We start from the raw sequence: 26880 nt of genomic DNA, 5'->3' as shown, positions 1-26880 counted from the left end.
GGTATCTCCGTTTTTATAAAACTAAATTACCTCTTTAAAAATTTCTAATCACTCATCTTTATAAACCACTTCAAACTCTTCAAGTACCACTAACATATCCTCATTAAATTCTTTTCCCACCTCTTTTAACTCTCTAGAAAAAAAATCTATATGTGCTTTCCTCCAATATTCTAAAGATTTATCTCCTTCACCTTCTGTTCTTGCAAAATCCTCTGTTACATCTTTAAATGGTTTGATATTAACTTTAGTAGTTTTTACTACACATTGAGCTACTCCATTATAATCTGTAACTATATTAAGTTCTCCCAATTTTGGAAGTGGATATTTTTCACTTTCATAAAAATAAAGTAAACCAGTTGTAGCTTTTTTAATCCCTTGCTTTACTAACTTTGCTAAATTATCAGCCATATCTTTATTATCTCCAAAATACCAAGAATCACAAATTTTATCTACACTTTTTAAATCTTCTCCTGCAAATATTAAATAATTTTTCCACATCTCTTTTATAGACTTCTCTTCCTTAGTCATATATTCCTCCAATAATTTTATATTAAACAAAACACAGAGCCTCTATTATTTATACGCTCTGTGTTTTGTATTTGTTTATAATTTTTCCCTCACCATATTAAGTGCGGTCAAAGCGGCTCTTTCTCTAACTACTTCTCTATCGCCTCTAAAAAGATATTTTTTAATCTCTTTTTCACCTGCAACTTCGATACCTATATATACTGTCCCAACTGGTTTTTCTTTTGTCCCACCTGTAGGCCCTGCTATTCCAGAAATTGCAATTTTCACATCTGTTTTTAATCCATCTAACATTTCATTTACTGTTTGCTCACTTACTGCACCATATTTTACAATTATTTCTTCTTCTACTCCTAATCTATATATCTTAGATTCATTGCTATATGTGATTAAACCCTCTTTGTAATATTTGGAAATACCAGATAATCCTATTAATTTTGTAGCTACCATTCCGCCTGTACATGACTCAGCAGTAGAAATCGTATAGTTATTATTTTCTAACCCTTTTAATACTAACCTCTCTATTCTATCTTCATCTTCTCCAAAGATATATTTTCCGATTCTACTATATATTTTTTCTTTTAATATATCTATTTCTTCTTTTTTATTTTTTTCTGCTAAAAATCTTATTATAATTCCATAATTTTTAACTAAAAACTCTACAAAAATACCCTTTTCATTTAAAATAATATCATAAATTTTTTCTTCTAATTCTGATTCAGGCAATCCCCAAACTAATATATCTTTTATATACATCTCTTTTTTTTCTTTATCTTTAAAATACATATTCAAAAATTTTGGAAAAGTTTCCTTTACTTCACTTGGAACTCCTGGAAATACCGCTATATCATCTATTAAAAATGCAGGAGCAGCACCACTTTTATTGTCTATTATTATAGCTCCTTCTGGAAATTTTGCCTGCCTTATATTATTTTCTGCCATTTTTATATTTACTCTTTTAAATTTCTCTTTTATTTTTTCAAATTCTTCTTTATATAATGTTAATGGTTTATCCAAAAATTTTGCTACAGCATCTCTAGTTAAATCATCAATTGTAGGCCCTAATCCTCCTGATATTACTACAAAATCAGAAATTTCTTTTCCATATTTTATTGTTTTTTCTATATCTTTAATTTTATCCCCTACAACTGATTTTCCTACTATTTCAACTCCATATCTATTAAGATTTTCTGCCATATATATACTATTTGTATCTACCATCATTCCATTTAAAAGTTCTGTCCCAACTAAAATAATATAACACTTCATTTTTCACTCTCCTAAAATTTCTGCAACTTTGGTAAGTAAAGATTTTGGACTAAATGGTTTTGTTATGTAATCATCTGCCCCTGAAGTTTCTCCATCTTTTATATCCGCTTCTTGTCCTTTTGCAGTTAATATTATAAATGGTATATCTTTTAATTCTTCATCACTTTTTACAGCTTTACAAAATTCAAATCCTGACATTTTAGGCATCATTACATCAGAAAGAATCATATCTGGATTTTGTTCTTTTGCAACTTTTAAACCTTCAGCTCCATTTTTAGCCGTAACTACAGTGTATCCGCCTCTTTTTTCCAAATTAAACTTTACTATTTGAACTATATGTACCTCATCATCTACAACAAGTACTTTTTTTCCCATTTTTACTGCCTCCTTATGCAACATCTTTTCTATTTCTTAAACGTTCCTAAAAATAATTTTAAACTTCTACAATTGGCAATGTAAACTGAAATGTTGAACCTTCTCCATGAACTGAATCAACCCAAATTTTTCCTCCAAAATATTCTATTATATTTTTACAAATAGGCAATCCTAATCCTGTTCCACCAGCTTCTCTTACCAATATATCATCAACTTGTTTAAACTTCTCAAATACTTTTCCTTTATCTTCCTCTTTTATTCCTATCCCTGTATCTTTTACTGATATTCTTAAAAATTTATCATTTTCAAAATCTGCATTTACAAAAATTTTCCCGTTTTCTGGTGTAAATTTTACTGCATTATTTATTAAATTTGTCAAAACCTGCATAACTCTATCTTTATCTATCATAACTTCGGGTAAATTTTCTTTAATATTCTCTATTAATTCAATATTTTTAGTTTCTGCAAAACCTGTCATATTTTTTACAATCCTTCTAATTATAGCACCAATATCTTCTGCTTTTAATATAAAACTCATTTTTCCAGCTTCTATTTTAGATAAATCTAATACATCATTTATCAATCTAGTTAATCTTTCACTTTCTTCATTAATTATAGTTAAAAATTCTAATTGAGTTTCAGGATCATTATCTTCAACCATAAACATTAGTGTCTCTGTATATGCTTTTATTGAAGTAAGAGGAGTTCTTAATTCATGAGAAACCATTGATAAAAATTCATCTTTTAATTTATCTACTCTTCTTAATTCTTGTAGCTCTTTACTTTCTCTTAAATCTCTTAAGCTAAAAATTATTCCTAATATTTTATTTTCTTCTTTCAATAATGTTGTACTAATTCCTAAAGGATATGTTGTATCTTCATCTATTTCATATTCAAATTCAACTTCATTTACTTTTTTCCCTTTTTCAGTTAAAACTTTTAATCTAACCATTTCGTTTATAAATTTTTTGTTTAAATCTGTATCTATTATTGATTTATACATAACTTTTCTTTTTCTTTTTTTTAAAAGTTGTTCTGCCATATTATTAAAAACTCTTATTTTGTTTTCATTATCTATAACAATTATCCCATTTATCATACTTTTTATTATATTATCCATATAATTTTTTAATGCTTTTAATTTTCCGTTTCTTTTTTCCAAATTTTCATATAAATTCAGATTTTCAAAACTTATTGATAACTGACTTGATAATATAGTTAATATTTTTAATCTATTTTGATCAAAATAATTTTCATCTTCTTTTGTATGTAATATAATTGCACCCATTAATTCATCTTTTGATATTAGAGGTACAATAATTGTAGTTTTTATTTCTCCTACTTTTTCTATATTTACAAAAGGCTTTCCTAATTTTGCAGCCCATTTTATCAATCCATCATTCACTATATTAAATAAACTAGATTTTAAAGTTGAATTATACCCTTGAGCTTTTTCTACCAAATACATATCTTTATCTTTAGAATATTTAAATAAAGATATTGCATCATAATTAACAACTTTTTTTAGCAGAGAAAAAGAGATATCAATTATTTCACCTTTATCAAAAGTGGAATTCATATCTTTTGAAATATCATAAAATACAGTTATGACATCCTCATAAGCTTTTTTCAAATCATATTCTATTCCCATATTCTCACCCTCTAAAAATGATTAAACTAATAATCCATAATATACCATTAGCTATTAATCCAGCTGCGAAATCATCAGACACAACACCTATCCCACCTTTTAAATCTTGTAATTTGTTTATTGGATATATTTTAGTTATATCGAATATTCTAAACAATATAAATGCTCCTATTACAGTAATAAAATTTATTGGTAAAAATCCTATTGTTACAATATATCCTAAAACCTCATCTATAACTATATTTTGGCAATCTTTTTCTTTATATATAGCTTCTGCTTTATCTGATATATATATAGAAAAAAATAGAAATCCCATAATAATTAAAAATTTTAAATTATTACTTGGTATTAATCCAATTAATATCCCTAAAGGTATTGCCCCTAAAGTTCCAAATGTTCCTGGAGCTTTTTTTATATCTCCTAATTTAAACCAAGTTGCCAATAATTTTATTGTATTATCATTCATAACTTTTCCACTCATAATTAAAAAACTCCTTTTTCATAGTTATATGGAATATATTCCCCTGTTCTATCTTTTAAGTTTTTAATAATTCTGCTAATCTCAAATTCATCTTCAAAAGTAAAATCTAATCTAACTTCATTAATTCCATAACTTTCCAAATCGTCTATTTGCCTTATTAAATTTAATGGTTTTTTTAAGTATAATTCGCTATGTCCCAAATCATTTATTTTTACAAAATATTTATCTTTAAATTCATTTGTTAATTCAGATACTTTTTCCTCAAATAAAGGAACTCTAACCTCCATAACTTTTGGGCAACCATATACTACAATTCCTAATCTATTTTTTCCTTTTTTTAAATTCATTATCTGTTTTTCTGACATCTCTTGCGATAAAAATATTGTATCTATATTCCCTAAATTTTCATAAAATCTTAGAGCATATGAATTAAATATATTCATACTATAATCAACTGTTAATTTATCCTTATTAATAACTAATTGTGTTATATTTTTAGATAATTTAATATCATCTTCATCTTCGATTTTATTTTTTTCTTCAAAATTAATTTTAGTTAATTCATCTTCATTTATAATAGAATATCCTTTTTTATAAATTTTTTCTATTCCTAATTTTCTTAAAAAATTTTCTTGATTTTCATTAAAAACAGTTGCAGATATTACTAACTCTTCTGATTTATCTGATTTATTTTTTAAATTATCCTCTTCAGATATTTTTTTTATATCCTCATAATCATCTTTTCTTTTATAAAAATCAATTATATTTTTTTCTAATTTCTCAGCACATTCTCTTTTCAAATTTTTCAATTCTTTAAAACTTACAAATGATTCCCCATCATATTTTATTCTACTATTGTTAATTTTAAATGTTGTTTCTCCTAATTCAGATATTTTTTCTAATATAATTTTTTTATCTATGCTTTTTTTAGCCTTTTCAGTTATTACTTCCCCCAAAACTTCGCTTTTTATCTCTTTCCCTCTATTTTTATAAATAAATTTTAAACTTAACTTTTTACCTTTTTCTATAATTATTTCTGCATATATATTTATTCTCTTTGTTATATTTTTCAAATCTTTTTCTATATTATCATCTAATTCTTTATCGTAAGTCTTAAAAATATATTTACTTCCTTCAGGAATTTTATTTAATTTTATAATTGTTTTTTCCGCTTCTTTTACTTCTCTATTATTTTCTAAAAATATTTTATTAACATATCTTCCTTCTATAACTTTATTATCTTTATCCACAAAAGTTATTCCATCACCTAGTTTTATCTTATCTTTTATTTCTATTCTATTATTTTCGAATATTTTACCAATTTCATATCCAAAATCTGCAGAATTTTCTCTATTTAATATATTTTCTTTATCTACACCATAAAAATATCCTTTACTATAGCCTCTATTAAATATCTTCAATATATTTTTATTTCCAATATCATCCGAATAACTTTCATCTACTAATTTTCTATAATATTTAACAATTTCATATACATATTTTTCATTTTTCATTCTACCTTCTATTTTTATAGAAGATATATTTATACTTTTCAATAGATTTATCTCTTCTTTTCCCAATAATTGATCTTTTGGACTGAGAAAATATTTTTCTTCTCCATCTTTATTATATAGTTTTCTACATGGCTGTGCACACATTCCTCTATTTCCACTTCGTCCACCAATAAAACTACTCATATAACATTTCCCAGAATATGAAATACATAAAGCTCCTGATACAAATATTTCTAAATCTATTTTACTACTATTTTGTATTTTTTTTATCTCTTCAAAACTAAGTTCTCTTGCCAAAACAGCTCTATCAAACCCATTTTCTTTTAGGAATTTAGCTTCTAAATTGTTTGTAATTGTCATTTGTGTACTTGCATGTAAATTTAAATTTTTAAAATTTTCTTTTAAAAATTTAAATACTCCAAAATCTTGAACAATAATAGCATCTATCCCAGCCAAATATAATTTTTTTACATTTCTGTAAATACTCTCTATTTCATTATCACTCATAATACTATTTAATGTCAAGTATATTTTTACACCTCTTAAATGTGCATAATCTATATATTCTACTATTTCATCTACTCCAAAATTAACTGCATTTCTTCTTGCTCCAAATCCTTTTATTCCTAAATATACCGCATCTGCTCCAGCTTTTATTGCTGCTTTCAAACTAGAAGGACTCCCTGCTGGAGCCACTATTTCCATCAATTTGACATCCATTCATTTATTCCTTTTATTTTATTAAATATTTCATCTTCTGGTTCTGTTATATCCTCTTCTATTTCTTGTTCAAATAGATGAGCTACACCATCTTCTATTGCTATTTTCTTTACATTCTCAGATACTTTTTTATGTAATCCTTTATCAAATACATTAGGTAATATTTCTCCTTCTTTGCTTAATTCGGCTAATGTTTCAGCAGCATTTATCATCATATTTAATGTTACTTCACTTGCTTTTGCCTCTAATGCTCCTTTTATTAATCCAGGAATTACTAATAATGGATTTACGATTCTACCATCTACAGCATATTTAGCTCCTGCTTTTAATGCTATTGCTGCTTTTATTTCCGGTTCTGGTTTTGATAATGATATTATTATTTGATCTTTTTGTACCATTCCAAATTTTATAAGCCCCTCTACTCTTGATGTCCCTATTATAATATCGGATTCTTCCATTAAATTATTTATATTTTCTTTCTTTTCTATATTTCCATCTTCCATTCTTGCTATAGCCTCTTCTCTAATATCAAATCCAATTATTTTTTCGACACCATAATCCTTTAAAATTTCATTAATTCCGCAAGCTTTACTTCCAAAACCTAATAATCCAACTTTGCTTTTTTTCAAATTAATTCCAACTCTTTTTGATATATTTATAAGAGCTGCCAACACAACTATTGCATTTCCATATTTATTTGTATCTATTATTGGAATCTCTAATCCTTGTAATTCTCTTTCTATTCCCAAACTACTTGGTGAAGATATATCTTCTAATATTATCATCCCAAAATTTTTATAAATATTTTTTATGGTTGATATAAATTCATCTTTATTTTCTGTATCTACTACAAGTGGTGTAGCCGATATACCTGATATTTCATTTAATACTGCTCCTGCAGATTCCATTACAGAATATGCTGCTTCCACTTTACAACTTTTAAAATTTAATATTGCTGTTCCATTTGTAATTATTCCAACTGTATTTCCTATATTAGTATATTCAAATTTTTTATTATGATCTTTATTTATTGTCCTTGCTACTTTTACAATTCCAGGTATATAATATTTTTCCAAATCTGATATTGTTTCTATTTTTACTTTACTTTTTGTTTCTAATAATCCACCTTCATGTGCTTGATAAATTTCATCAAAATCTTTTATAAGTTTTATACCTTTTATATTTTTTAATTCCTTCATTATACTATTAAATTTATCTAATGTTTTTGTATAAATCTTAATATCTCTTGTTATATATTTTGTCCCCACTCTAATTACTTTTATATCACCCATACTTCCTTCGTTAGTTCCTATAACATCTGCTAATTTTCCAAAAGTTCCGGGTTTATTCAAAATTTTCACTCTAATCATTCTAATTACTCTATCATCAAAATTCATTTTAATTCCCCCTAACTATTTTTTAGCTATTTTTTTTACTGCTTCTGCCACTGCATTTGCTACTCTTCTGTCAAATGGTGAAGGTATTACATACTCTTCTGTTATCTCATTTTCTTCTATTATTCCAGCTATTGCATATGATGCAGCTAATTTCATCTCTTCTGTTATATCCCCTACTCTTGCATCTAAAGCACCTCTAAAAATACCAGGAAAAGCCAATATATTATTTATTTGATTTGGAAAATCTGATCTTCCACTTCCCACAACTGTAGCTCCTGCTTTTTTAGCAACATCTGGCATAATTTCTGGTACAGGATTTGCCATTGCAAAAACTATACTTCCTTTTGCCATACTCTTTACCATCTCTTCATTTAATAAATTTCCTCTTGAAACTCCTACGAAAACATCTGCCCCTTTTAATATTTCTTTCAAATTTCCTTTTTCATTATTTGGATTTGTTATCTTTGCTAAATCTCTATGATGAGATTTTACCAAGCTATTTTCATCATCTGAAGATATAGCTCCATTTAAATCACATACAATTAAATTTTTAGCTCCTGCACTTAATATATGCTTTGCAATAGAAGTTCCAGCTGCTCCTCCTCCATTAATAACAATTTTTACATCTTCTATTTTTTTCTTTACTAATTTCAAACTATTTAAAATCCCAGCTAATACAACAATTCCAGTCCCATGTTGATCATCATGAAATACAGGAATATCTAATTCTTTTATTAATCTTGCTTCTATTTCAAAACATCTTGGTGCAGATATATCTTCTAAATTAATTCCTCCAAAAGATGGTGATAATAGTTTTACTGTTTTTACAATATCCTCTACATCTTTAGAATCCAAACATATAGGTATTGCATCAATATCAGCAAATTCTTTAAATAAAATTGCTTTACCTTCCATTACAGGTAGTGCTGCTTCTGGTCCAATATCCCCTAATCCAAGAACTGCTGTCCCATCAGTAACTACAGCTACTGTATTCCCTTTTGTTGTATATTCATATACTTTTTCTTTATCTTTTGCTATTTCTTTACAAGGTTCCGCTACTCCTGGTGTATATAAAAGTGCTAAATCATCTTTTGTCTCCAATTTAAATTTACTTTTTACCTCTAATTTACCTCTTCCTTCTCTGTGTAATTTTAATGCTTTTTCTCTCAAACTCATTTATATTCTCCTTTCAAAATAATTTCATTTGCTTTTAATATAGCCTCTTTTACCATTTCAAATTCCACTTTATAAGGTGCATTCCAAATGGTATCTCCTTTATATAAAGATTTATTTACAATTTTTTCCAACATTATATCACTTAAATCTTCAAATCCCATACCTTTTAAACTAACATCAGCTTCTATCTCTTTATATAATTTTACCAAATCATTTATTTCCTTATTATCTCTTTTGTCCATTATCATTTGAACTACATTTCCAAATCCTACAACTTCACCATGTAAATTTTTATTATAAGTATCGGGATAAATCGTAAAACCATTATTTATAGCATGTGCTGCAACTGCTCTACAAGCTTCTCCACCAATTCCGCCTACAAGTCCTGCTGTAAATATAATATCTTCAATTACAATATCAATATCTTTAGTATACTCTTTTTTTTCTATATTTTCCAATGCTATTTTTGAAAATTCGAACATATCTTTATATGTCTTTTTAGCTAAATATATTGCTATTTCAGTTGCAACATTTTTATTTTCTAAATTCAAAGTTGATGATTTTGTCTCAACCCATTTTGCTAATGTATCTAATATTCCTGCTTTTATATATCTAACTGGAGCTTCAAAAACAATTTTTTTATCTAAAAACAGCAGATCTGCATTTTTATGAATATTAAAATATTCATATGAAATTCCATCATCAGTATATATAGCTGAATGCGAGGACCACGCCGCACAAGTTGCAGCTATTGTTGGAACAGTAATTATTTTAACTCCAGCTTTATAACCCGCCGTCTTTACAGTATCTAAAATTTTACCACCGCCAATACCTACTATTGCATCATAACCATTTTCTTTTAATATATTTGAAATTCTATCTATTTCTGTAAAACAACATTCTCCATTAAAATATTCTTTTGTATATATAATTTCTGAATTTTCTAATGAATTTAATCCTTTTTCAACTATTTTATACACTTTTTCATCTGATAATACAAGAACTTTTTTTGCTATTTTTTTTACTTTAGCACCTAGTTCATCTATAATATCATATCCTGAAATATAATTTTCAGGTGCTATTAATAAATCTGTCATTTAACTTCTCCTTCTACTATTTTATTCTTTCACAAAACTTAAAATCAATTACCTTGGAATGGCTTAAAAATAACATTCCCAACTCTTTTAATGTGCTTTTAATAACATTTCTGTAACTTTAAATCCTATTCCTGCAAACATAACTGTTCCTATTACATTAAATCCCATATTTAAGATAGCAAGTGCATAACTTTCTCCTTCTATCAAAAAAAATGTCTCCATTGCAAATGTAGAATATGTAGTTAATGCTCCCATCATTCCTGTTGACAATAATGATTTCATCCTTGGAGAAAATATATGTGTGTATGTAAAAAATGCAAATAATACTCCTAATGTCAAACTTCCTAATAAGTTTACTGTCAACGTCCCTAAGGGTAAATGATGTACAATTTTTTCATTAACCACTCCATTAATATAGCTTCTCAGATTAGCTCCAATAAATCCACCTGTCCCTATTGCTAACATTGTTTTTATTCCCATCTATTCCTCCATTCCTATTTTTATAGGCAAATATATCTCTTTACCTATTTTTAAGCTTCTTAATCTCTTATTTATTCTATTTATAATTTTAAATTTCTCTATATTTTTTTTGCTATATGGAATTTTATTATCTCTAAACAGAGAATATATTGTGTCCCCTTTATTTATTTTAATTTTTTTCATTGTTTTAAATTTTCTCAAATAATTCATTTTTATGTTATTATTATATCTATATTTTGATTTAAAAGGCTTCTGCTTTTTATCTACTAATTTTACCTCTTTCACATTAAAAAATATTAAAGTAAATATTAAAAATAGGCTTACAAAAAATGTTCCTTCAAAACTTTGTTTTAATTTTTTTAATTTTATATTTTCTAAATTAATCTTTTCTTCTTCAATTAAAACTTCTATATCTCGTTCCATCATTACCCATCCACTCCTAAAAATCGCATAAATTTTGTAACAATACTTACATTTTTCGAATCATGTAACTCTTTATTATAAAAAATTTTTACACTTAAATTATAAAATTCTTTTCTAAATTTTGATGATGGACTTAAATAATATATTGGCAATCTTTTTTGTGTGGAATCATATGCCATTTTCCTATTTTCATCTATAGAACCAATATGCTTTAATTTTGTTTTCAAAAACTTTTCTGATACATTTTTTAATTTTTCAAATACTTTTTCTCCTAAATCTATGTCTGCTTTATTTATTATAACGCCTATATTTTTAGTAATAGTATGTACATTTACTATAGATTTCAGCAGAGAATATGCATCTGCAACTGCTGTAATATCTGGATTAGTAACTAATATTACTTCATCTCCCAATTCTAAAAACGATATTACATCTTTATTTATTCCCGCACCTATATCTATTAAAACTATATCAAATTTATTTTGTATCTTTTTTAATTCTTTGAATAAATTACTTCTTTTTTCTTTTGACATATGAAACATTTTTTTAAAGCCTGTTCCACCAGCAAGAATTTTCAAATTCCCTTTTACTAATTCCATTAAACTATCTTCTAATTTACAATTTCCTTCCATTAAATCTGCTATACTATATTTTGGATTTTTTCCTACAAGTATATGTATATTGCCTAATCCAACATCTGCATCTATTAACAACACTTTTTTTCTTTGAACTGCTAACTCTACCGCTAAATTTAAAGTAACAAAACTTTTCCCTACTCCACCTTTTCCACTAGCTATAGAAATTATCCTTGTTTTCAAAAAATCCACCTCTTTTCCTTTTACATTTCTTATTTATATGTTATAATATTTTTAAGGAGTGATGACTATGAAAAATATATTGTTATTAATTATTTCCATTTTAATAGTTGGTTGTACAAATTCTTCATTTAAAGATGATGGCAGTAATATGTATTCTAAAGGCAAACAATATCCTGCTATTTATGATGATGGTACCAACAAAACAAATCCAAATTTATTAAAATCTAAAAATAATGATACTGCATTAAAAAATAATATTAAATCGAGAAACCCTATTGATAAAAATAATATAAAACCTAAAAAAACTGTAAAAATAATTAAAAATAACAAAATCAATTATGTAAAAAAAAATATATCTCCCTCAAAACCTAAAGTGAGCAATATAAAAAAAATTAGAAAAAAACAATTAACATTAAATAATATGAATTTTTTATATCCAATAGAACCAAAAAATTTATTTTCAGTTTCTGAAGCTGAAAACTCTACTTTAAATTTATCTATAAAAAGTAATTCTCCTATATTTCCTATTGCCCCTGGAATAGTTATATTTTCAGGAACTAGAAATTCATTAGGAAATACTATTTTTATATATCACGACAGTGGTTATGTTTCTATTTATTATAATCTAAAAAAATTAAAAGTTACCAAAGGTGACTATATAAAAAAGAACACAGCTATTATAGCATATGCTGACAAAAATTTCCATTTTGAATTAAGAAAACAAACAAAAAAAGGGGTTATAAAAATTGATCCAAAAAAATTTTTAAAAAAAAGAAGGAAATAAAAAAAATCTTCGTATAATATATGTATCGTAATTAAAAACCAACTTATTCTTTATAACAAAATCAAGCTGTAAAATGTTTAAAAAATAGGATGGTTCTTTTTCGATTATTAGGGTTTTACAAACTTACTAAAAAACATTATAAGGAGGTAATATTAATGGATGTTTTAAAAGTCTCAACAAAATCTAATCCAAATTCTGTAGCAGGTGCTATAGCAGGTATCTTAAAAGATAACCCTTCAGTAGAGATTCAATCTATTGGTGCAGGAGCTGTAAATCAAGCTGTAAAAGCTATTGCAATCGCAAGAGGTTTTGTAGCTCCAACAGGAGAAAATCTTGTTTGTGTTCCTGCTTTTGTTGATGTTATGATCAACGAAGAAAAAAGAACTGCTATTAAGTTTATTGTAAAAACTCAAAACTAAATTAAAATTAAAACGAGACTAAATATTTAGTCTCGTTTTAATTTACTATATAACCTAAATACTTTTTCTTCTAACTCTTCTATTGTTCCACTGTTCTCTATTAATATATCTCCTTTTTCAAGTTTTTCTTTTAGATCCATTTGTGATTTTATAATATTTACTGCTTCAGAATAATTTATATTTTCCCTTTTCATTAATCTATTTAACTCAATTTCAAATCCACAATATACAACTATAACTTTATTCAAATATTTTTCAAAATTAACTTCAAATAATAATGGAATGTCAAAAATTATTAGCTCCTTACTTTCTTTATATTTGTCAATATATTTTTTCAATTCTTCTATTATTAAAGGGTGTGTTATCTCATTTAATTTTTTCTTTTTTTCCTCATCTGAAAATACTATTTTTCCTAATTTTTTTCTATCTAATTTTCCTTTTTTCATAATATCTTTTCCAAAATATTCTGTTATATTGCTTAATACCTCTTTTTTATTTACAACATCTCTTGATATTTTGTCCGCATCAATAATAATTGCTCCATATCTATTAAACATTTTTGACACTTCGCTTTTCCCTGTTGCTACTCCGCCTGTTAATCCGACTATCATTTTATCACCTCTACCAAATTTATTTTTACACTTCTAAAATCACTTTCAATACATTTTTAAAATTCTTCAAAGTCTAAAAATTCAACTGTTTCTATTAAATTTAAATACATAATACACAAAATTATAATTCTTTTTTTATATTTTATTTATCCAATACATTACAAAACAGGTGATGGAAAATTTCCATCACCTGACTATAATTAATTCTAAAGCGTTTCACCTATTTTTATTTTAGTAAGTGCTTCTTTTAAAGAATGTTCTGTTGCAGCTATATCTCTATCTTCATTAAGTTTTTTCAATTTAGCTTCAAGAACTTCTTTTTCTTTTTTAGCTTTTTCTATATCAATTTCATCAGCTTTCATTGCTTTATCTGCTAAAATCAATACTTTTTCTTTTGATACTTCTAAAAATCCACTTGAAACGAAATATTTCTCTTCATCTTTTCCGATTTTTATTTTCATTTCACCAATTGCTAATTCTGTAACTAAAGGAGCATGATTTGCTAATATTCCCATATCCCCTTCTGTTGTTCTAGTAATAAGCATATCTACATCATTACTGTAAATCACTTTTTGAGGAGTTATTATCTCAAGTTTAAAAGTTGCCATTCTTATTCAGCCCCTTTCATTAGATCCCTTGCCTTAGCCACCGCCTCGTCTATTGTACCAACATAAAGAAATGCTTGTTCTGGTAATTCATCATGTTTTCCTTCTAATATTTCTTTAAATCCTCTTATTGTTTCTTTTAATGGCACATATTTACCATTCATTCCTGTAAATTGTTCTGCAACAAAGAATGGTTGTGACATAAATCTTTGTATTTTTCTTGCTCTATTTACTGTTATTTTATCTTCATCTGATAATTCATCCATACCCAATATTGCTATTATATCTTGTAGTTCTTTATATCTTTGCAATACTTGTTTCACTTCTTGAGCTGTAGCATAATGTTCATGCCCTACTACTTGTGGCTCAAGTATTCTTGAAGTTGAATCCAATGGATCAACCGCAGGATATATTCCTAGTGAAGATATTTGTCTTGATAATACTGTTGTTGCATCCAAATGTGCAAAAGTTGTAGCAGGAGCCGGATCAGTTAAATCATCCGCTGGTACATATATTGCTTGCACTGATGTAATCGAACCAGTTTTTGTAGATGTAATTCTCTCTTGAAGAGTTCCCATTTCAGTTGCTAAGTTTGGTTGATAACCAACAGCTGAAGGCATTCTTCCAAGCAGTGCCGATACTTCAGAACCAGCTTGTGTAAATCTAAATATATTATCTATAAACAGTAACACATCTTGTCCCTCTTTATCTCTAAAATATTCTGCCATTGTAAGAGCTGATAATGCTACTCTTTGTCTTGCACCAGGTGGCTCATTCATTTGCCCATAAACTAAGGCCGTTTTACTGATTACTCCTGATTCTTTCATTTCATTCCATAAATCATTTCCTTCTCTTGTTCTTTCTCCAACTCCAGCAAATACTGAAAGTCCTCCATGTTCTTTTGCTATATTATTTATAAGTTCCATTATTAGTACTGTTTTACCAACTCCAGCACCTCCGAAAAGTCCAACTTTTCCTCCTTTAGAGTATGGCGCTAAAAGATCAACTACTTTTATTCCTGTTTCCAATATTTCTGTTTCTGTCCCTTGTTCTTCAAAACTTGGAGCTTCTCTATGTATTGGGTTATATTCTTCTGATTCAATAGAACCCATTTCATCCACAGGTTTACCTAATACATTCATAATTCTTCCAAGAGTTGACTTCCCAACTGGCACACTAATTGGAGCTCCAGTATCTATAACTTCTGTTCCTCTTACAAGTCCATCTGTAGAATCCATTGCAACAGCTCTTACTACATTATTTCCAAGATGTTGTTGAACTTCCATTGTTAGATCTATCCCTTTTGTTTCATCTTTTATTGTTAAAGCATTATAGATATTTGGTAATTTTTCATCGAACTTAACATCCATTACCGGTCCTATAATCTGTATAACCGTACCTTTATTTTCCACGCTCTTCCCTCCTTCTTGCTAATTTTTACTATTTTTCTATAATTATTCCTCTTTTTATTTTTTCTATTTTAATGCTTCTACTCCAGATACTATTTCTGATATTTCTTGAGTAATATTAGCTTGCCTTGCTCTGTTAAATGATAAAGTTAATTTTCCTGTCATATCTTCTGCATTATCAGATGCACTTTTCATTGCTCTCATTCTAGAAGCATGTTCACTTGCTGTTGATTCTAATAATGATTGATATAAATTAATATTTAAATATTTTGGAAGTAAAGTATCTAATATAGCCTCTTCTGAAGGTTCAAAAATATAACTAATATTTTCTTTTGTCTCAACCTTTTCTATAGGCAAAATTTTATTTAATTTAACTTGATAATTTACAACTGAATAAAATTTTGTGTATAATAAATAAACTTCATCAAAAATATCTTCATAAAAGAAATCTACTATGTTTTCACTTATCTCTTTTGCTTTAGTAAACATTATTTCAGGAACAATTTGAATATATTCAGCCTTCATATCATAATCTTTCTTTTTACAAAAATCTCTTACTTTTCTTCCTACAGAAATCACTGATACTTCTTTATCAGGATTTTCTTTTATAAATTTTTCAAGCTCTTTTGTAATTGAGTGATTATAACTTCCACAAAGACCTCTATCAGAAGCAATTGCTATAATTCCTATTTTTTTAACTTCTTTTTTTCCATCAAAAAGTGGATGATGTTCATTTTCTACACCTGCTGCAATATGTGCTAGAATATTCTCAAGATTCTCTGAATATGGTCTAGAATCTAATACAAATTTATTGTATTTTTTAAATTTAGCAGATGAAACCATTTCCATGGCTTTTGTTATTTGATGTGTATTTTTTACACTTTTTATCCTTTGCTTTATTTCTCGGATATTAACGGCCATCTATCTCACCTCTTTTATTCATTGTCAAATCCATCTTTAAATTCTTTTATAGCACTACTTAATTTTTCTGATAACTCATCATCAACTTTTTGTTTAGCATTTATCTCATCCATAAGATCTTTTTTATTTAATTTTAAAGATTCTAATAATTCTTTTTCAAATCTTTTAACATTTTTTAATTTAACATCATCAAAATATCCATTTGTAACACCATAAAAAGATACTACTTGCTCTTCTACAGGATAAGGACTATATTGTTCTTGTTTTAGAACTTCCATAATTCTTGCTCCTCTTTCTAATTGAGCTTTTGTAGCTTTATCTAAGTCAGAACCAAATTGTGCAAATGCTGCCAATTCATTATATTGAGCAAGTTCTATTTTTACTTTTGAAGCAACTTGTTTCATTGCTTTTATTTGTGCTGCTCCTCCAACCCTTGATACTGATATACCAGCATTAATAGCAGGTCTAAATCCAGCATTAAATAGATCTGATTCCAAATAAATTTGTCCATCTGTAATAGAAATAACATTTGTAGGAATATATGCTGATACATCTCCTGCTTGAGTTTCTATTATAGGAAGAGCTGTTAATGATCCTGCTCCATCTTCATCTCTTAATTTTGATGCTCTTTCTAATAATCTTGAATGTAAATAGAATACATCTCCAGGATAAGCTTCTCGACCTGGTGGTCTCCTTAATAATAATGAAATTTCTCTATAAGCTACCGCATGTTTTGATAAATCATCATAAATTATCAAAGCATGTTTTCCATTTTCCATAAAATATTCACCCATTGTACAACCAGAATATGGTGAAAGATATTGAAGTGGTGCTGGATCAGAAGCTGTAGCAGCTACAACTGTTGTATATTCCATTGCTCCTTCATCTTCCAATTTTTTTACAAGTCTTGCAACTGTAGATCTTTTTTGACCAATTGCTACATAAATACAATAAACTTCTTTTCCTTTTTGATTTAATATTGTATCAATTGCAACAGCTGTTTTTCCTGTTTGTCTATCTCCAATTATAAGTTCTCTTTGCCCTTTTCCAATTGGAATCATTCCATCAATTGATTTTATTCCAGTTTGTAATGGTTCATGAACTGATTTTCTTTTTACAATACCTGGTGCTTTCTTTTCCACAGGCATAAATTTAGAAGCTTTTATTTCACCTTTTCCATCTATTGGTTTTCCTAATGGATCTACAACTCTTCCTAAAAGTTCTTCTCCAACAGGAACTTCTACTATTCTTCCTGTAGATCTTACTGTATCTCCTTCTTTTATTCCTTTATAATCTCCAAGTAGAACCGCTCCTACATTATTTTCCTCAAGGTTAAGAGTCATACCATATACTCCACCAGGAAATTCAAGTAGTTCTCCTGCCATTGCATTTTTCAAACCATATATTCTAGCAATACCATCTCCTATTTGAAGAACTGTTCCTATATTTTTTACATCTAATGTTTTTTTATAATTTTCTATTTCCGTTTTTATAATACTGCTTATTTCCTCAGGTTTTATCTTCAAAACTTTTACACCTCCCGCTTATAAGTTTGCTCTCAACATTTCAAATTGTCTTTTTAATGAACCATCTATTATTCTGTCTCCTATTCTTAATATTCCTCCACCAATAATAGATTTGTCTATTTTCACATCTATTTTTACTTTTTTCCCTGTTGTTTTTTCTAAATTTTTCTCCAATTTTGCCTTTTGTTCTTCACTTGGCTCAATTGCAAAAGTTGCTTCTACTTCCATTAGATTATTTCTTTCATTATATATAATCAAATACTCATCTGCTATTGATTTCAAATAAGAAAATCTATCTTTATCTAATAAATAATTTAACATCTCAAAACTAAATTCACTAATTTTATTAGAAAAAGTATCTTGTAATATCTTTTTCTTCTCTTCTGAATTTAATTTTGGATGATTCATCAATTCATTAAAATTTTTATTAGTTGTATAAATTTCAACTACATTTTCTAAATCTTCATATACAGCTAATAAATTTTCGCTTTCTACTAATTCATAAATAGCTTCTGCATATCTTTTCCCTATAATATTATCTATCATTCTGCATCGCCTACCTCTTCTATAAATTGGTCAAGTAGGTTCTTTTCAATATCTCCACTCATTTTCTTTTCTATCATTTTTTCAGCAAGTTTTATAGCAATTATCGTCATTTCATCACGTAATTCTCTTTTTACTTGTTCTTTCATTTTCACTATGTCAGCTTCTGCTGCTTTTAACATTTTTTCTCTTGTAGCATGTGTTTCTTTCAAAATGTCATCTTTTATATCCTCAGTTTTTCTTATTGCTTCATTTAATATATCTTGAGATTTCATTTTAGCACTTTTCAACTCTTTTTCCATCTCTTTTTCCATTTCAATTGCTTTTTCTCTATTTGATTTTGCTGTTTCTATATCATCTGTAATTTGTTGTCTTCTTTCTTCTAAAAATTTTGACATAGGTTTAAACATAAATCTTGCGAATACATAAAGTAACAAGATAAAATTTCCCATTTGAAAAAGCATATTCACATCTAAAGATACCGCAGGCATATTACCACCCATTTCTAACCTCCTCTCTGCTTCACATATTTCTATCTTTGATTTTTACTATCTTTAATTTTTTTATTTTGCTAATAATTTTGTCAAAGAACCTAAAATAGGATTAGCATAAAGAAGAATTAGAGCTATTACCAAACTATAAATTCCAGTTGATTCTGATATTGCTTGCCCCATTACCATTGTACTAATTATATCTCCTTTTGCTTCTGGTTGTCTTGCTACAGATTCTACTGCTTTACCTGCTGCATAACCTTCTCCTATCCCTGGTCCAACTCCTGCTATCATTGCTGTACCTGCTCCTATTGCTGATGCTGCTAATACTATTGTTACTGCTAAATTACTTCCAATTTCTACCATTTTCTTTACCTCCTCATAAGATTATAATTTTTTTGTTTCATTTACAGATTTTCTAAAATTTTTAAATTTCTGCTTCTTCTTCTTTTAAAGCTGAACTTATGTATACCATTGTTAGCATTGTAAATACATAACTTTGTACCACTCCTGAAAAAAGATCAAAATACAAATGTAATGGTGCTGGAATTATTGCTGGAGCCACCATATAAAGTAACCCAAGTATCACCATTCCTGCAAACATATTTCCAAAAAGTCTCATAGAAATATTAATTGGTTTTGCAAATTCGCCTATTACATTTAATGGAAACATCAATATATTAGGTTCTGCTAATCCCTTTAAATACCCTAAGAAGCCTCTTGTTGATATTGAAGCAAATAAGAAAGTCATAGTTGTTATTAAAGCTAATCCAACTGTTGTGTTCATATCTGCTGTTGGACCTCTAAATAGTGGTGCAATTGATATTCCACCATTCTCAAATGATATTCCTGGTATTGGGAAAAAAGTTATTGTATTTGCTATTAATAAAAAAGTTATTAATGTAGATATATACAAAACATACTTCTTCTTCCTCTTCTTTCCAAAAGTACTTTCTACCAAGCTGTCATAAAACGAAAATAATATTTCAAAAAATACCTGCTTCTTGGTTGGTTTGAGTTTTAAATCTTTTAGTCCCCACCAAAATAATACAGCAAGAAATACAATAATAAACCATGTTGTGGTTACTGTATTAGTTACAGGTAATCCGAAACTTCCATCTGCTAATTTCATAGCAAAAGGAAAATGTTCGCTAGTATGAATGGCAAACATTACATGTGGTCCTTCAACTAAGGGTGGTGCTACAAATTTAAACATGAATTTACCTCCTTTCATTAATTTTTAGTTATCTATATTAAAAAGAAGTTACGCTGCATTTCGTAGAGTATAAATATTTTTCTAAATCTTTTGTTTCTGAAAAATTCCATACTTAAAAAATAGTGTAACTTCTTTTCTGAATAAATTTATACTTTTCTATTAAAAAATGGCTTAAAAATAACTTGCCAATTATGACTAACCCTTTGAAAGCGATCTATCTAAATTCTTTTTTATACTTAGGAACGTCTTAAAAATAACAAAATATAAGAAACTTATTTTTTAAACGTTCCTTAAACTATATCTTTTTTTACTTTTTCCCAATAACTTTTTTCTATATTACTTACTTTAAATCTATATTATCTCTTATTAAAAATCATTTTCAATCTTTCTTTTGCAATATTATAAAATTGTGTAAATAAAATTATAAATTTCACTAATAAAATTCCTAAAACTGCTCCAAAAAAATAATCAATTCCTATTTTTATCATTATAAATAAAAGAATTCCACTAATAGCATATCTCTTTAAATATCCTGCAAAAGCAATTCTTTGAACTTTATTTGAAATGGCAATATATTTTTTAGTATCATTTATCAATAAATAAAAATTTAATATTGATATAATACAACCACTTGCCATTCCAAAATAAATTGAAGGTTCTTTAATTATTAACCCATATATAATTAATACTAATGTTACTACAACTGCCTTTTTTATTACATTTTTTAATACTTTATCCATAATTAATCATACTCCTAATTAGTTCTAATGTCAAGAAAAAGTTAGATTCCAATTTTCTGTTCTCTCTATCTGTTTTCATCTTCATATCTTTCTAATATTATTTTTGCTTCCTCCAATAATTCTATTGCCAATTCGTCAGGATATGGATTTTTATATACAATTTTTTTTATCCCTGAATTAATTAAAAGTTTGCTACAAGTTATACAAGGTTGATTTGTTACATATATTTCCCCACCATCTAAGCTTATTCCAAATTTTGCTGCTTGTACTATTGCATTTTGTTCTGCATGTATTCCTCTACAAAGTTCTTGCCTTTCTCCACTGGGTATATTTAATTTATCTCTCAAACATCCAATATCTAAACAATGATTTAATCCACTAGGAGCTCCGTTATATCCTGTAGCTAATATTCTTTTATCTTTTATTATTACTGCTCCTACTTTTCTCCTTAAGCAAGTTGAACGACTTGCTACCAGTTCTGTTATTTCCATAAAATATTTATCCCAACTAGGCCTTGTCATTCAAAATCTCCTCCTAAATCTTCTAACCCTTCTAATAAATCGTCTGTTTCTAAATCTTCTTCTGTCTTTTCTTTAGGCTCTTCTGTTATATCTTCTGCTAATTCATTTTCTTTTTTTGTAGAAACATTATCTGTTTTCAAATATTCATCATAAGGTATATATACACTTCCTTCTTTTGTATCATAATATGATTTTTCTACTTTTAATATTCTATCTTCAATATCTTTGTAAGTATTTATCTCGCCTCTTATTTTATTATTTACAGAAACCATCGTTACACTCATCATTGAATAATGGATTTCATCTCCGTTTTTATTTGTAAATTTTATATATCCTTGATTTTCATCTTCTCTATACAAAGAAAAAACTTCATTATCAAATTTTTCTAATAACTCTTGTGCTATATCATCTACAACTTCAGGTTTTGTTACTAACATATAATGATTTTCTCTCATTTGTGCCAATGAATAACCATCTATTTTTTTCTCAATTAAGAGTTCTTTTATTAATTGAGTTGCAAATCTCAAAATATTTTCTCCATTTGCCAATCCATAATATAATACATATGGTTCTACATTTTTTATACTTATTGATAACACTGCAAAAAATTCATCGTTATCTATTTTATCTTCTATTATTTCAATTGCATGAATCAATCCTGGCAATCCAGTAATTGGATTTGCAAATCTATCTTCTAAATTATTTTCCCAAATAGAAGATTTCATTTCATTTATCTCTTCTGCAAGAGATTTAAGTTCATTATTAACTTTTACATCTACTTCATATGTAACTTCTCCCTCTCTTATTTTCCCAACTTCTTTTATTAATTGATTTATAGGTTTATAAATTCTTTTGTATAACATAAGAGAAGTTATAGCCACAATAAATAATATAGATATAATAGCTAAAATTATATCTACTTTCAACATATTTCCACTTGCTTTATTCAAATAATCCAATGATAGACTTATGTTTAACGCTCCTATTGCTTTATTTCTATTTTTTATAGTTAAAATATAATCATATGTTCTTAATCCTTCATGTTCTCCTGCTCCCTCTAATAAACTGCTTTTTTCTAAAGTATCTTTTACTCCAATACTTTTTAAAGTTTTCCCTGTTTTATCTTTAGAAGTTGAATATAATATTTTTAAACTGTCTTTTGTGCTTAGTTTATATAAATCTATTTCATATATTTTATCTTTTTCTGTTTTTAATATTGAATTTATAGAATTTATAAAATCTGTAGTGTCATCATATAAAATTGATTTTTTAGCATTGTTTTCTAATGCTAAAGTTAAATATCTAGTTGATTGAGATGCTGATTTTAAAGCTGCTTTTTGTGTGGATTTTATATTGAAGAATGTAATTATAGAAATTAAAACAGCTACTGATATAATAACTCCCAATAAAAAATCTATTAAAATACTACTTCTTCTTTTTCCCATATTAAATCCCCCTTAATTCTTCAGGTATGTTAAAAATATTAGTTTCATAATCTTTCATTTTAAATAATTTATACTCTTTTTTTAATTCATTTAATATTCCTATATTTTTTTCGCCATTTGGGTCATATTTCAACAAAATAGACCTTTCTTTTTTTTCTAAAATATTCTCTATTAGATTATAAGATATTTTATGGTATTTTTCCAGTATTTTTTTATTTTCTTGAATCCAATTTTCATAATTGGTAAAAATTCTTATACCTGAATACATATATTTACTTTTCATTGCTTTTAATGAATATTCAAATATTTTTCTATTTGCTTTAAATGGTAAAAAAGATTCTGAAATAACAGATTTCAAAAATAGGTCTTCATCTTTTAAATTAACTTTTGACATTTTATAAACAAGTTCATAAGTATCCTTATATAACATCATATCTGATTTTATCTCAAGTATCATATGAGAAAAGCTTCTCATTCCTTTTGAAACTAGTAAATTTTTTGGAATAAAAAAATTATGTGCAATAATATCTGATGCTAAATGAGATAAATATCCATAGGCAAGAGCTTTATTTTTATCACTGTTAGCTTTATTTAGTATTTCAAACCCCACATTCCAACTATGTGAATGTTTTTCCAAATCTTTTATATATTTTTTTCCTAACGTAATATCTGGTGCAATATTCCCATATAAAAACTCTTTTTTGTAATTTTTTATTATATCTTTTCCCTCAAAATCTTTATCTGAATTTAAAAGTTTATTCCCAAGATGTAAATGTATCCCAGGTCCCCAAAATTTTAAAAATTTGTCAAAAAACAGTACCGATAATATTAACCTTCTCATTTAAATTCTCCCTTTGGAACGTTTAAAAAATAAGTTTCTCATTTTTTGTTATAAAAACGCTTAAACCATTGCGTATTTTATAACAAAATCGGAAGGTTATTTTTAAGCCGTTCCTTTATAGTTTTTATTTGAAAATTTCATATAAATTTGAAATCGATTTTTTATCTTTTTCTAACTCCTTATTAGCTATTAAAAAAGGAAAATTTTGCATTCCACCAATTCCACCGTGTCCGCCATATTGATTTTCAAAATTTATAATTAAATTATTTTTTAATAAAGCTCCAAAAATTATTAAATCTCCTACATTTTCACCACAACTAATTTCCTTTAAACTAGATATTATAGTCTCTTTTTTTATATTTCTTAATATATTTTTAAACAGATTCCCTGTTTCATTTACAATTTCAAACTCATTGTTTAACTCTATTTTTCCTTTTCTACCTTTTATCTCAAATCCATATTTAGTTTTAACTACTCCAAATTCAATCCCATTATGTAAAAAAATCTTGTCTATTATTTCAGGAAAATATTCTATAATTTCATCTTTTAACATCCTATTCTCTTCTTCTAAAAAATATATGTGAGATAGAGGCCCTGAATTTGTAACTATAATATCATTTTCTATAATTTCATTTTCATTTTTTATGTTTTCATTCGTTTTTTTTAAAAACTTTTTTATGATTTTATTTATAATTTTATGATTTAGCTCTGAAACAGTTTTAAAAATTTTATCTAAAAAATATAAATGTAATTCTTTTCTATTTTCATTATCAGAACTATATTCAGAAATTCCTATATCTTTGGAAATTTCTTGCTTTATATAATTTGTTAATAATATTCCATAATATTCTTCAAAAGGTATACTATTAGTTTGACCATGGTCTGAAAAAATATACAGTTCATATCCTTTTTTTGTAGCTGTTTTATAAATATTCATTATAGATTTGTCTATTTTCTTTAATGTTTTTAAAGATTCTGTTGCATCTGCTCCAAGTTGATGAGCCACTTCATCATATCCATTATACACTAAATATATTCTTTCTACACCTTCATTCATTTCTAAAATAGAGCCCATTGTAGCAATATGTCTAAATAATACATTATTAACTATTCTAACATAAGGAAATAATAAACCTCTTATCTTTCTTTTTTTTATTAAAATATATTTTATAAATTTTAATCCTTCTTTTAATAGTTCTTCAACTACATCAATTGTTACTTTTATTAAAAAATCTGTATTTATAAGTATAAATTGCCAAATTTTATTATTTGTAATTGATTTGTTTACATCTATTTTTAAACCTCTGCTAAATGTAAGTATTGTCCTTTTCGCTCCTGCAGAATAAAATGTAATGTAACTAGCCCCATTTTTTAAAATAGGTTTTTCTGTGAATTTTTCAGCTTTTTCTTCAAAATAATTTGCTGTCAAAGGATTTTTAAAATTGTAATGTCTCTTCTCTTTTTTATTATACCATCTAAAACCTTTTATCCAATTTTTTATACCATACATTATTTTCATTTCAGCTGCTGGAGTATTACTTGGCAATTCTGAAAATATTTTATTCACTGTATACCCTTTTTTATTTATTAATTTTTTCAAAAAAGGGGTATATCCTCTATCTATAGCTCTTAATAACATTTCATATGGTAATGCATCTATTTGAATAAATATTTTTTTTCCTTTTCGTCTATATCCTGCAATATTTGCATTAAAATCATCTCTCATTTCTTCCCCTTCTTTTTTGTAAAATTTCTGCAATTACTATTAATACAAGTACTAATAAAATTGCAATTGCACCTGAAAAAAATGAATATTTTATAGAAACTCTTTCTTTAAGAAAACTTGAAATAGGAGATGACATAATTCCACCAAAGGAACCTGATACTATTATAAATGTCATTAAATTTGCAGAAGTATTTCTTAATTGTTTTGTTCCAAAATCTAAAACAGCTGCGTATACTCCAGAAAATCCTAATCCTGTAATAGCAATTAAAACATAAATTAAAATTATAGAATTAAATTGTGATATTAGTATATATCCTAAAAATCCTATTCCAGCTGACAAAATAATATAACTTTCTATTTTCATTTTCTTTACTATATAACTTGAAAAAAATCTTCCAATTGCCATAAATATCCAAAATAAAGATAATCCAAAACTTGCTATCTCTATTTTAAATCCTGTATCCATTTTTAAATATGTTACTATCCAATATGAAAAAACCATTTCTGCTAAAACATAGCAAAATATTGCAAAAGCTACTAAATAAATTGTTATTCCCCATTTTTCTTTTTCTTCATTTTCACTCTTATCTTCATTACTATCTTTTAAAAATTTAAAATCAGATTTTATCACTAAATAAAATAATATAATAATCAATAAAATTGTTCCTCTATATATCCATACCCAATTAATATTTATTTTTAAAATGTATCCAGCTATTAATGGAGATAATATTGCTCCAAAGCTATAAAAAAAATTAGCCATTGTTAAAATAGATGCTCTATTTTCTTTAAATCCAGCTATTATTAAAAAATTAGAACTAGATACAAGCCCTCCAAGACCTAATCCATATATAATTAATCCAATTCTAAAAACATCTAAACTTAATGTATTTCCTATAATTAAAATACCTATAATTAACAAAACATAATCAAATATATAGATTTTTTTCATATCCATTTTTTTTAATAAAAAATTAGTAAAAAATATTCCACTAGTACTTCCAATAGTAAAAAATCCAAATTGATACCCTATTATTGCTGTATCAACACTAAAATGTTTTGCAATATAAATTAAACTTACTCCTAATAAATTAAAAGTTAATCCAATTAATAAAAAATTTATGTAACTAATTCTAGCAATCTTTTTCAAATTTTC

The 26880-nt window shown here is 26.6% G+C and carries 29 protein-coding genes; 2 read left to right on the top strand and 27 right to left on the bottom strand.

Going from position 1 to position 26880, the window contains the following annotated elements; genetic code table 11:
- Positions 1 to 48: 48 nt before the first annotated feature.
- The 12 genes from RDY08_RS03125 to RDY08_RS03070 all read right to left on the bottom strand — a co-directional run bounded on the left by RDY08_RS03125 (position 49) and on the right by RDY08_RS03070 (position 11926).
- Positions 49 to 528, bottom strand: coding sequence for an ASCH domain-containing protein (locus tag RDY08_RS03125; RefSeq protein ID WP_307904968.1), 480 nt, complete (start codon positions 526 to 528; stop codon positions 49 to 51).
- A gap of 75 nt (positions 529 to 603) precedes the next feature.
- Complete coding sequence (locus tag RDY08_RS03120; RefSeq protein ID WP_307904967.1) at positions 604 to 1794, bottom strand: competence/damage-inducible protein A; 1191 nt, start codon at positions 1792 to 1794, stop codon at positions 604 to 606.
- A 3-nt stretch (positions 1795 to 1797) separates the two neighbouring features.
- Positions 1798 to 2169 carry a response regulator transcription factor gene (locus RDY08_RS03115; protein ID WP_307904966.1) on the bottom strand — a complete coding sequence of 124 codons (372 nt, stop codon included), beginning with the start codon at positions 2167 to 2169 and terminating at the stop codon, positions 1798 to 1800.
- 58 nt (positions 2170 to 2227) lie between these two features.
- Positions 2228 to 3820, bottom strand: a complete 1593-nt coding sequence (locus tag RDY08_RS03110; RefSeq protein ID WP_307904965.1) for a GAF domain-containing sensor histidine kinase — start codon at positions 3818 to 3820, stop codon at positions 2228 to 2230.
- Positions 3821 to 3824: 4 nt separating this feature from the next.
- On the bottom strand, positions 3825 to 4301 hold the full coding sequence (locus tag RDY08_RS03105; RefSeq protein ID WP_307904964.1) for a phosphatidylglycerophosphatase A family protein: 477 nt from the start codon (positions 4299 to 4301) through the stop codon (positions 3825 to 3827).
- Between the two features lie 2 nt (positions 4302 to 4303).
- Positions 4304 to 6535 (bottom strand): peptidase U32 family protein, encoded by a 2232-nt coding sequence (locus tag RDY08_RS03100; protein ID WP_307904963.1) that lies wholly within the window; start codon positions 6533 to 6535, stop codon positions 4304 to 4306.
- Positions 6520 to 7932 (bottom strand): hypothetical protein, encoded by a 1413-nt coding sequence (locus RDY08_RS03095; protein ID WP_307904962.1) that lies wholly within the window; start codon positions 7930 to 7932, stop codon positions 6520 to 6522. Before RDY08_RS03095 ends, RDY08_RS03100 begins: the two co-directional genes overlap by 16 nt.
- Positions 7933 to 7947: 15 nt before the next feature.
- Positions 7948 to 9108, bottom strand: coding sequence for an NAD(P)-dependent malic enzyme (locus RDY08_RS03090; RefSeq protein WP_307904961.1), 1161 nt, complete (start codon positions 9106 to 9108; stop codon positions 7948 to 7950).
- Positions 9105 to 10205, bottom strand: coding sequence for an iron-containing alcohol dehydrogenase family protein (locus tag RDY08_RS03085; RefSeq protein WP_307904960.1), 1101 nt, complete (start codon positions 10203 to 10205; stop codon positions 9105 to 9107). The genes RDY08_RS03090 and RDY08_RS03085 overlap by 4 nt, the downstream gene beginning before the upstream one ends.
- An 87-nt stretch (positions 10206 to 10292) precedes the next feature.
- The gene (gene crcB, locus RDY08_RS03080; RefSeq protein WP_307904959.1) at positions 10293 to 10685 is read right to left on the bottom strand and encodes a fluoride efflux transporter CrcB; all 393 of its coding nucleotides are present in this window, start codon (positions 10683 to 10685) and stop codon (positions 10293 to 10295) included.
- Positions 10686 to 11111, bottom strand: a complete 426-nt coding sequence (locus RDY08_RS03075) for a hypothetical protein (protein ID WP_307904958.1) — start codon at positions 11109 to 11111, stop codon at positions 10686 to 10688. It abuts the gene before it with no gap.
- The gene (locus RDY08_RS03070; protein WP_307904957.1) at positions 11111 to 11926 is read right to left on the bottom strand and encodes an AAA family ATPase; all 816 of its coding nucleotides are present in this window, start codon (positions 11924 to 11926) and stop codon (positions 11111 to 11113) included. Before RDY08_RS03070 ends, RDY08_RS03075 begins: the two co-directional genes overlap by 1 nt.
- 67 nt (positions 11927 to 11993) lie before the next feature.
- On the opposite strand from RDY08_RS03070, the gene RDY08_RS03065 reads away from it, so the two are divergent.
- Positions 11994 to 12710 carry a M23 family metallopeptidase gene (locus tag RDY08_RS03065; RefSeq protein WP_307904956.1) on the top strand — a complete coding sequence of 239 codons (717 nt, stop codon included), beginning with the start codon at positions 11994 to 11996 and terminating at the stop codon, positions 12708 to 12710.
- 155 nt (positions 12711 to 12865) lie between these two features.
- Positions 12866 to 13129 carry a stage V sporulation protein S gene (locus RDY08_RS03060; protein ID WP_307904955.1) on the top strand — a complete coding sequence of 88 codons (264 nt, stop codon included), beginning with the start codon at positions 12866 to 12868 and terminating at the stop codon, positions 13127 to 13129.
- Positions 13130 to 13155: 26 nt separating this feature from the next.
- Here the strand turns inward: RDY08_RS03060 and coaE are convergent, their stop codons facing one another.
- The 15 genes from coaE to RDY08_RS02985 all read right to left on the bottom strand — a co-directional run bounded on the left by coaE (position 13156) and on the right by RDY08_RS02985 (position 26874).
- Positions 13156 to 13740, bottom strand: a complete 585-nt coding sequence (gene coaE, locus RDY08_RS03055) for a dephospho-CoA kinase (protein ID WP_307904954.1) — start codon at positions 13738 to 13740, stop codon at positions 13156 to 13158.
- A gap of 206 nt (positions 13741 to 13946) precedes the next feature.
- Entirely contained in the window at positions 13947 to 14348 is a 402-nt protein-coding gene (gene atpC, locus RDY08_RS03050) for an ATP synthase F1 subunit epsilon (RefSeq protein ID WP_307904953.1), read from the bottom strand.
- 2 nt (positions 14349 to 14350) lie between these two features.
- Positions 14351 to 15757 carry a F0F1 ATP synthase subunit beta gene (gene atpD / locus RDY08_RS03045; RefSeq protein ID WP_307904952.1) on the bottom strand — a complete coding sequence of 469 codons (1407 nt, stop codon included), beginning with the start codon at positions 15755 to 15757 and terminating at the stop codon, positions 14351 to 14353.
- 63 nt (positions 15758 to 15820) lie between these two features.
- The gene (gene atpG, locus RDY08_RS03040; protein WP_307904951.1) at positions 15821 to 16675 is read right to left on the bottom strand and encodes an ATP synthase F1 subunit gamma; all 855 of its coding nucleotides are present in this window, start codon (positions 16673 to 16675) and stop codon (positions 15821 to 15823) included.
- A gap of 14 nt (positions 16676 to 16689) precedes the next feature.
- Positions 16690 to 18201 (bottom strand): F0F1 ATP synthase subunit alpha, encoded by a 1512-nt coding sequence (gene atpA, locus RDY08_RS03035; RefSeq protein ID WP_307904950.1) that lies wholly within the window; start codon positions 18199 to 18201, stop codon positions 16690 to 16692.
- 18 nt (positions 18202 to 18219) lie between these two features.
- Complete coding sequence (atpH, locus tag RDY08_RS03030; protein WP_307904949.1) at positions 18220 to 18747, bottom strand: ATP synthase F1 subunit delta; 528 nt, start codon at positions 18745 to 18747, stop codon at positions 18220 to 18222.
- Positions 18744 to 19247: a F0F1 ATP synthase subunit B gene (atpF, locus tag RDY08_RS03025; RefSeq protein ID WP_307904948.1), complete on the bottom strand. Its 504-nt coding sequence runs from the start codon at positions 19245 to 19247 to the stop codon at positions 18744 to 18746. Before atpF ends, atpH begins: the two co-directional genes overlap by 4 nt.
- A gap of 60 nt (positions 19248 to 19307) precedes the next feature.
- Positions 19308 to 19601: an ATP synthase F0 subunit C gene (gene atpE / locus RDY08_RS03020; protein WP_307904947.1), complete on the bottom strand. Its 294-nt coding sequence runs from the start codon at positions 19599 to 19601 to the stop codon at positions 19308 to 19310.
- Positions 19602 to 19662: 61 nt separating this feature from the next.
- A complete protein-coding gene (gene atpB / locus RDY08_RS03015) occupies positions 19663 to 20451 on the bottom strand; it encodes a F0F1 ATP synthase subunit A (protein ID WP_307904946.1) in 789 nt (262 codons plus the stop codon).
- 356 nt (positions 20452 to 20807) lie between these two features.
- Positions 20808 to 21191 (bottom strand): ATP synthase subunit I, encoded by a 384-nt coding sequence (locus RDY08_RS03010; protein ID WP_307904945.1) that lies wholly within the window; start codon positions 21189 to 21191, stop codon positions 20808 to 20810.
- Positions 21192 to 21256: 65 nt separating this feature from the next.
- Positions 21257 to 21712, bottom strand: coding sequence for a deoxycytidylate deaminase (locus RDY08_RS03005; protein ID WP_307904944.1), 456 nt, complete (start codon positions 21710 to 21712; stop codon positions 21257 to 21259).
- The gene (locus tag RDY08_RS03000) at positions 21709 to 23157 is read right to left on the bottom strand and encodes a HAMP domain-containing protein (RefSeq protein WP_307904943.1); all 1449 of its coding nucleotides are present in this window, start codon (positions 23155 to 23157) and stop codon (positions 21709 to 21711) included. The genes RDY08_RS03005 and RDY08_RS03000 overlap by 4 nt, the downstream gene beginning before the upstream one ends.
- 1 nt (position 23158) lies before the next feature.
- Positions 23159 to 23998 carry a zinc dependent phospholipase C family protein gene (locus RDY08_RS02995; RefSeq protein ID WP_307904942.1) on the bottom strand — a complete coding sequence of 280 codons (840 nt, stop codon included), beginning with the start codon at positions 23996 to 23998 and terminating at the stop codon, positions 23159 to 23161.
- Positions 23999 to 24122: 124 nt separating this feature from the next.
- Positions 24123 to 25724, bottom strand: coding sequence for an alkaline phosphatase family protein (locus RDY08_RS02990; protein ID WP_307904941.1), 1602 nt, complete (start codon positions 25722 to 25724; stop codon positions 24123 to 24125).
- The gene (locus tag RDY08_RS02985; protein WP_307904940.1) at positions 25714 to 26874 is read right to left on the bottom strand and encodes an MFS transporter; all 1161 of its coding nucleotides are present in this window, start codon (positions 26872 to 26874) and stop codon (positions 25714 to 25716) included. Before RDY08_RS02985 ends, RDY08_RS02990 begins: the two co-directional genes overlap by 11 nt.
- Between the last annotated feature and the right edge of the window lie 6 nt (positions 26875 to 26880).

The sequence above is a fragment of the Haliovirga abyssi genome, from assembly GCF_030295325.1.
GTDB lineage: Bacteria > Fusobacteriota > Fusobacteriia > Fusobacteriales > Haliovirgaceae > Haliovirga > Haliovirga abyssi.
This window is presented reverse-complemented; position numbering and strand designations above follow the sequence as displayed.

What these genes read in the sequence shown, in the direction of transcription:
- RDY08_RS03110 (WP_307904965.1), bottom strand. Translation starts at nt 3,820, where the DNA reads ATGGGAATAGAATATGATTTGAAAAAAGCTTATGAGGATGTCATAACT.
- RDY08_RS03095 (WP_307904962.1), bottom strand. Translation starts at nt 7,932, where the DNA reads ATGAATTTTGATGATAGAGTAATTAGAATGATTAGAGTGAAAATTTTG.
- RDY08_RS03060 (WP_307904955.1), top strand. Translation starts at nt 12,866, where the DNA reads ATGGATGTTTTAAAAGTCTCAACAAAATCTAATCCAAATTCTGTAGCA.
- RDY08_RS03005 (WP_307904944.1), bottom strand. Translation starts at nt 21,712, where the DNA reads ATGACAAGGCCTAGTTGGGATAAATATTTTATGGAAATAACAGAACTG.
- atpF (WP_307904948.1), bottom strand. Translation starts at nt 19,247, where the DNA reads ATGGGTGGTAATATGCCTGCGGTATCTTTAGATGTGAATATGCTTTTT.
- RDY08_RS03100 (WP_307904963.1), bottom strand. Translation starts at nt 6,535, where the DNA reads ATGGATGTCAAATTGATGGAAATAGTGGCTCCAGCAGGGAGTCCTTCT.
- RDY08_RS02995 (WP_307904942.1), bottom strand. Translation starts at nt 23,998, where the DNA reads ATGAGAAGGTTAATATTATCGGTACTGTTTTTTGACAAATTTTTAAAA.
- coaE (WP_307904954.1), bottom strand. Translation starts at nt 13,740, where the DNA reads ATGATAGTCGGATTAACAGGCGGAGTAGCAACAGGGAAAAGCGAAGTG.
- RDY08_RS03085 (WP_307904960.1), bottom strand. Translation starts at nt 10,205, where the DNA reads ATGACAGATTTATTAATAGCACCTGAAAATTATATTTCAGGATATGAT.
- RDY08_RS02990 (WP_307904941.1), bottom strand. Translation starts at nt 25,724, where the DNA reads ATGAGAGATGATTTTAATGCAAATATTGCAGGATATAGACGAAAAGGA.
- RDY08_RS03115 (WP_307904966.1), bottom strand. Translation starts at nt 2,169, where the DNA reads ATGGGAAAAAAAGTACTTGTTGTAGATGATGAGGTACATATAGTTCAA.
- atpE (WP_307904947.1), bottom strand. Translation starts at nt 19,601, where the DNA reads ATGGTAGAAATTGGAAGTAATTTAGCAGTAACAATAGTATTAGCAGCA.
- RDY08_RS03000 (WP_307904943.1), bottom strand. Translation starts at nt 23,157, where the DNA reads ATGGGAAAAAGAAGAAGTAGTATTTTAATAGATTTTTTATTGGGAGTT.
- RDY08_RS03125 (WP_307904968.1), bottom strand. Translation starts at nt 528, where the DNA reads ATGACTAAGGAAGAGAAGTCTATAAAAGAGATGTGGAAAAATTATTTA.
- RDY08_RS03105 (WP_307904964.1), bottom strand. Translation starts at nt 4,301, where the DNA reads ATGAGTGGAAAAGTTATGAATGATAATACAATAAAATTATTGGCAACT.
- RDY08_RS03010 (WP_307904945.1), bottom strand. Translation starts at nt 21,191, where the DNA reads ATGGATAAAGTATTAAAAAATGTAATAAAAAAGGCAGTTGTAGTAACA.
- RDY08_RS03075 (WP_307904958.1), bottom strand. Translation starts at nt 11,111, where the DNA reads ATGATGGAACGAGATATAGAAGTTTTAATTGAAGAAGAAAAGATTAAT.
- atpB (WP_307904946.1), bottom strand. Translation starts at nt 20,451, where the DNA reads ATGTTTAAATTTGTAGCACCACCCTTAGTTGAAGGACCACATGTAATG.
- atpC (WP_307904953.1), bottom strand. Translation starts at nt 14,348, where the DNA reads ATGGCAACTTTTAAACTTGAGATAATAACTCCTCAAAAAGTGATTTAC.
- RDY08_RS03120 (WP_307904967.1), bottom strand. Translation starts at nt 1,794, where the DNA reads ATGAAGTGTTATATTATTTTAGTTGGGACAGAACTTTTAAATGGAATG.
- RDY08_RS03090 (WP_307904961.1), bottom strand. Translation starts at nt 9,108, where the DNA reads ATGAGTTTGAGAGAAAAAGCATTAAAATTACACAGAGAAGGAAGAGGT.
- atpG (WP_307904951.1), bottom strand. Translation starts at nt 16,675, where the DNA reads ATGGCCGTTAATATCCGAGAAATAAAGCAAAGGATAAAAAGTGTAAAA.
- crcB (WP_307904959.1), bottom strand. Translation starts at nt 10,685, where the DNA reads ATGGGAATAAAAACAATGTTAGCAATAGGGACAGGTGGATTTATTGGA.
- atpH (WP_307904949.1), bottom strand. Translation starts at nt 18,747, where the DNA reads ATGATAGATAATATTATAGGGAAAAGATATGCAGAAGCTATTTATGAA.
- RDY08_RS03065 (WP_307904956.1), top strand. Translation starts at nt 11,994, where the DNA reads ATGAAAAATATATTGTTATTAATTATTTCCATTTTAATAGTTGGTTGT.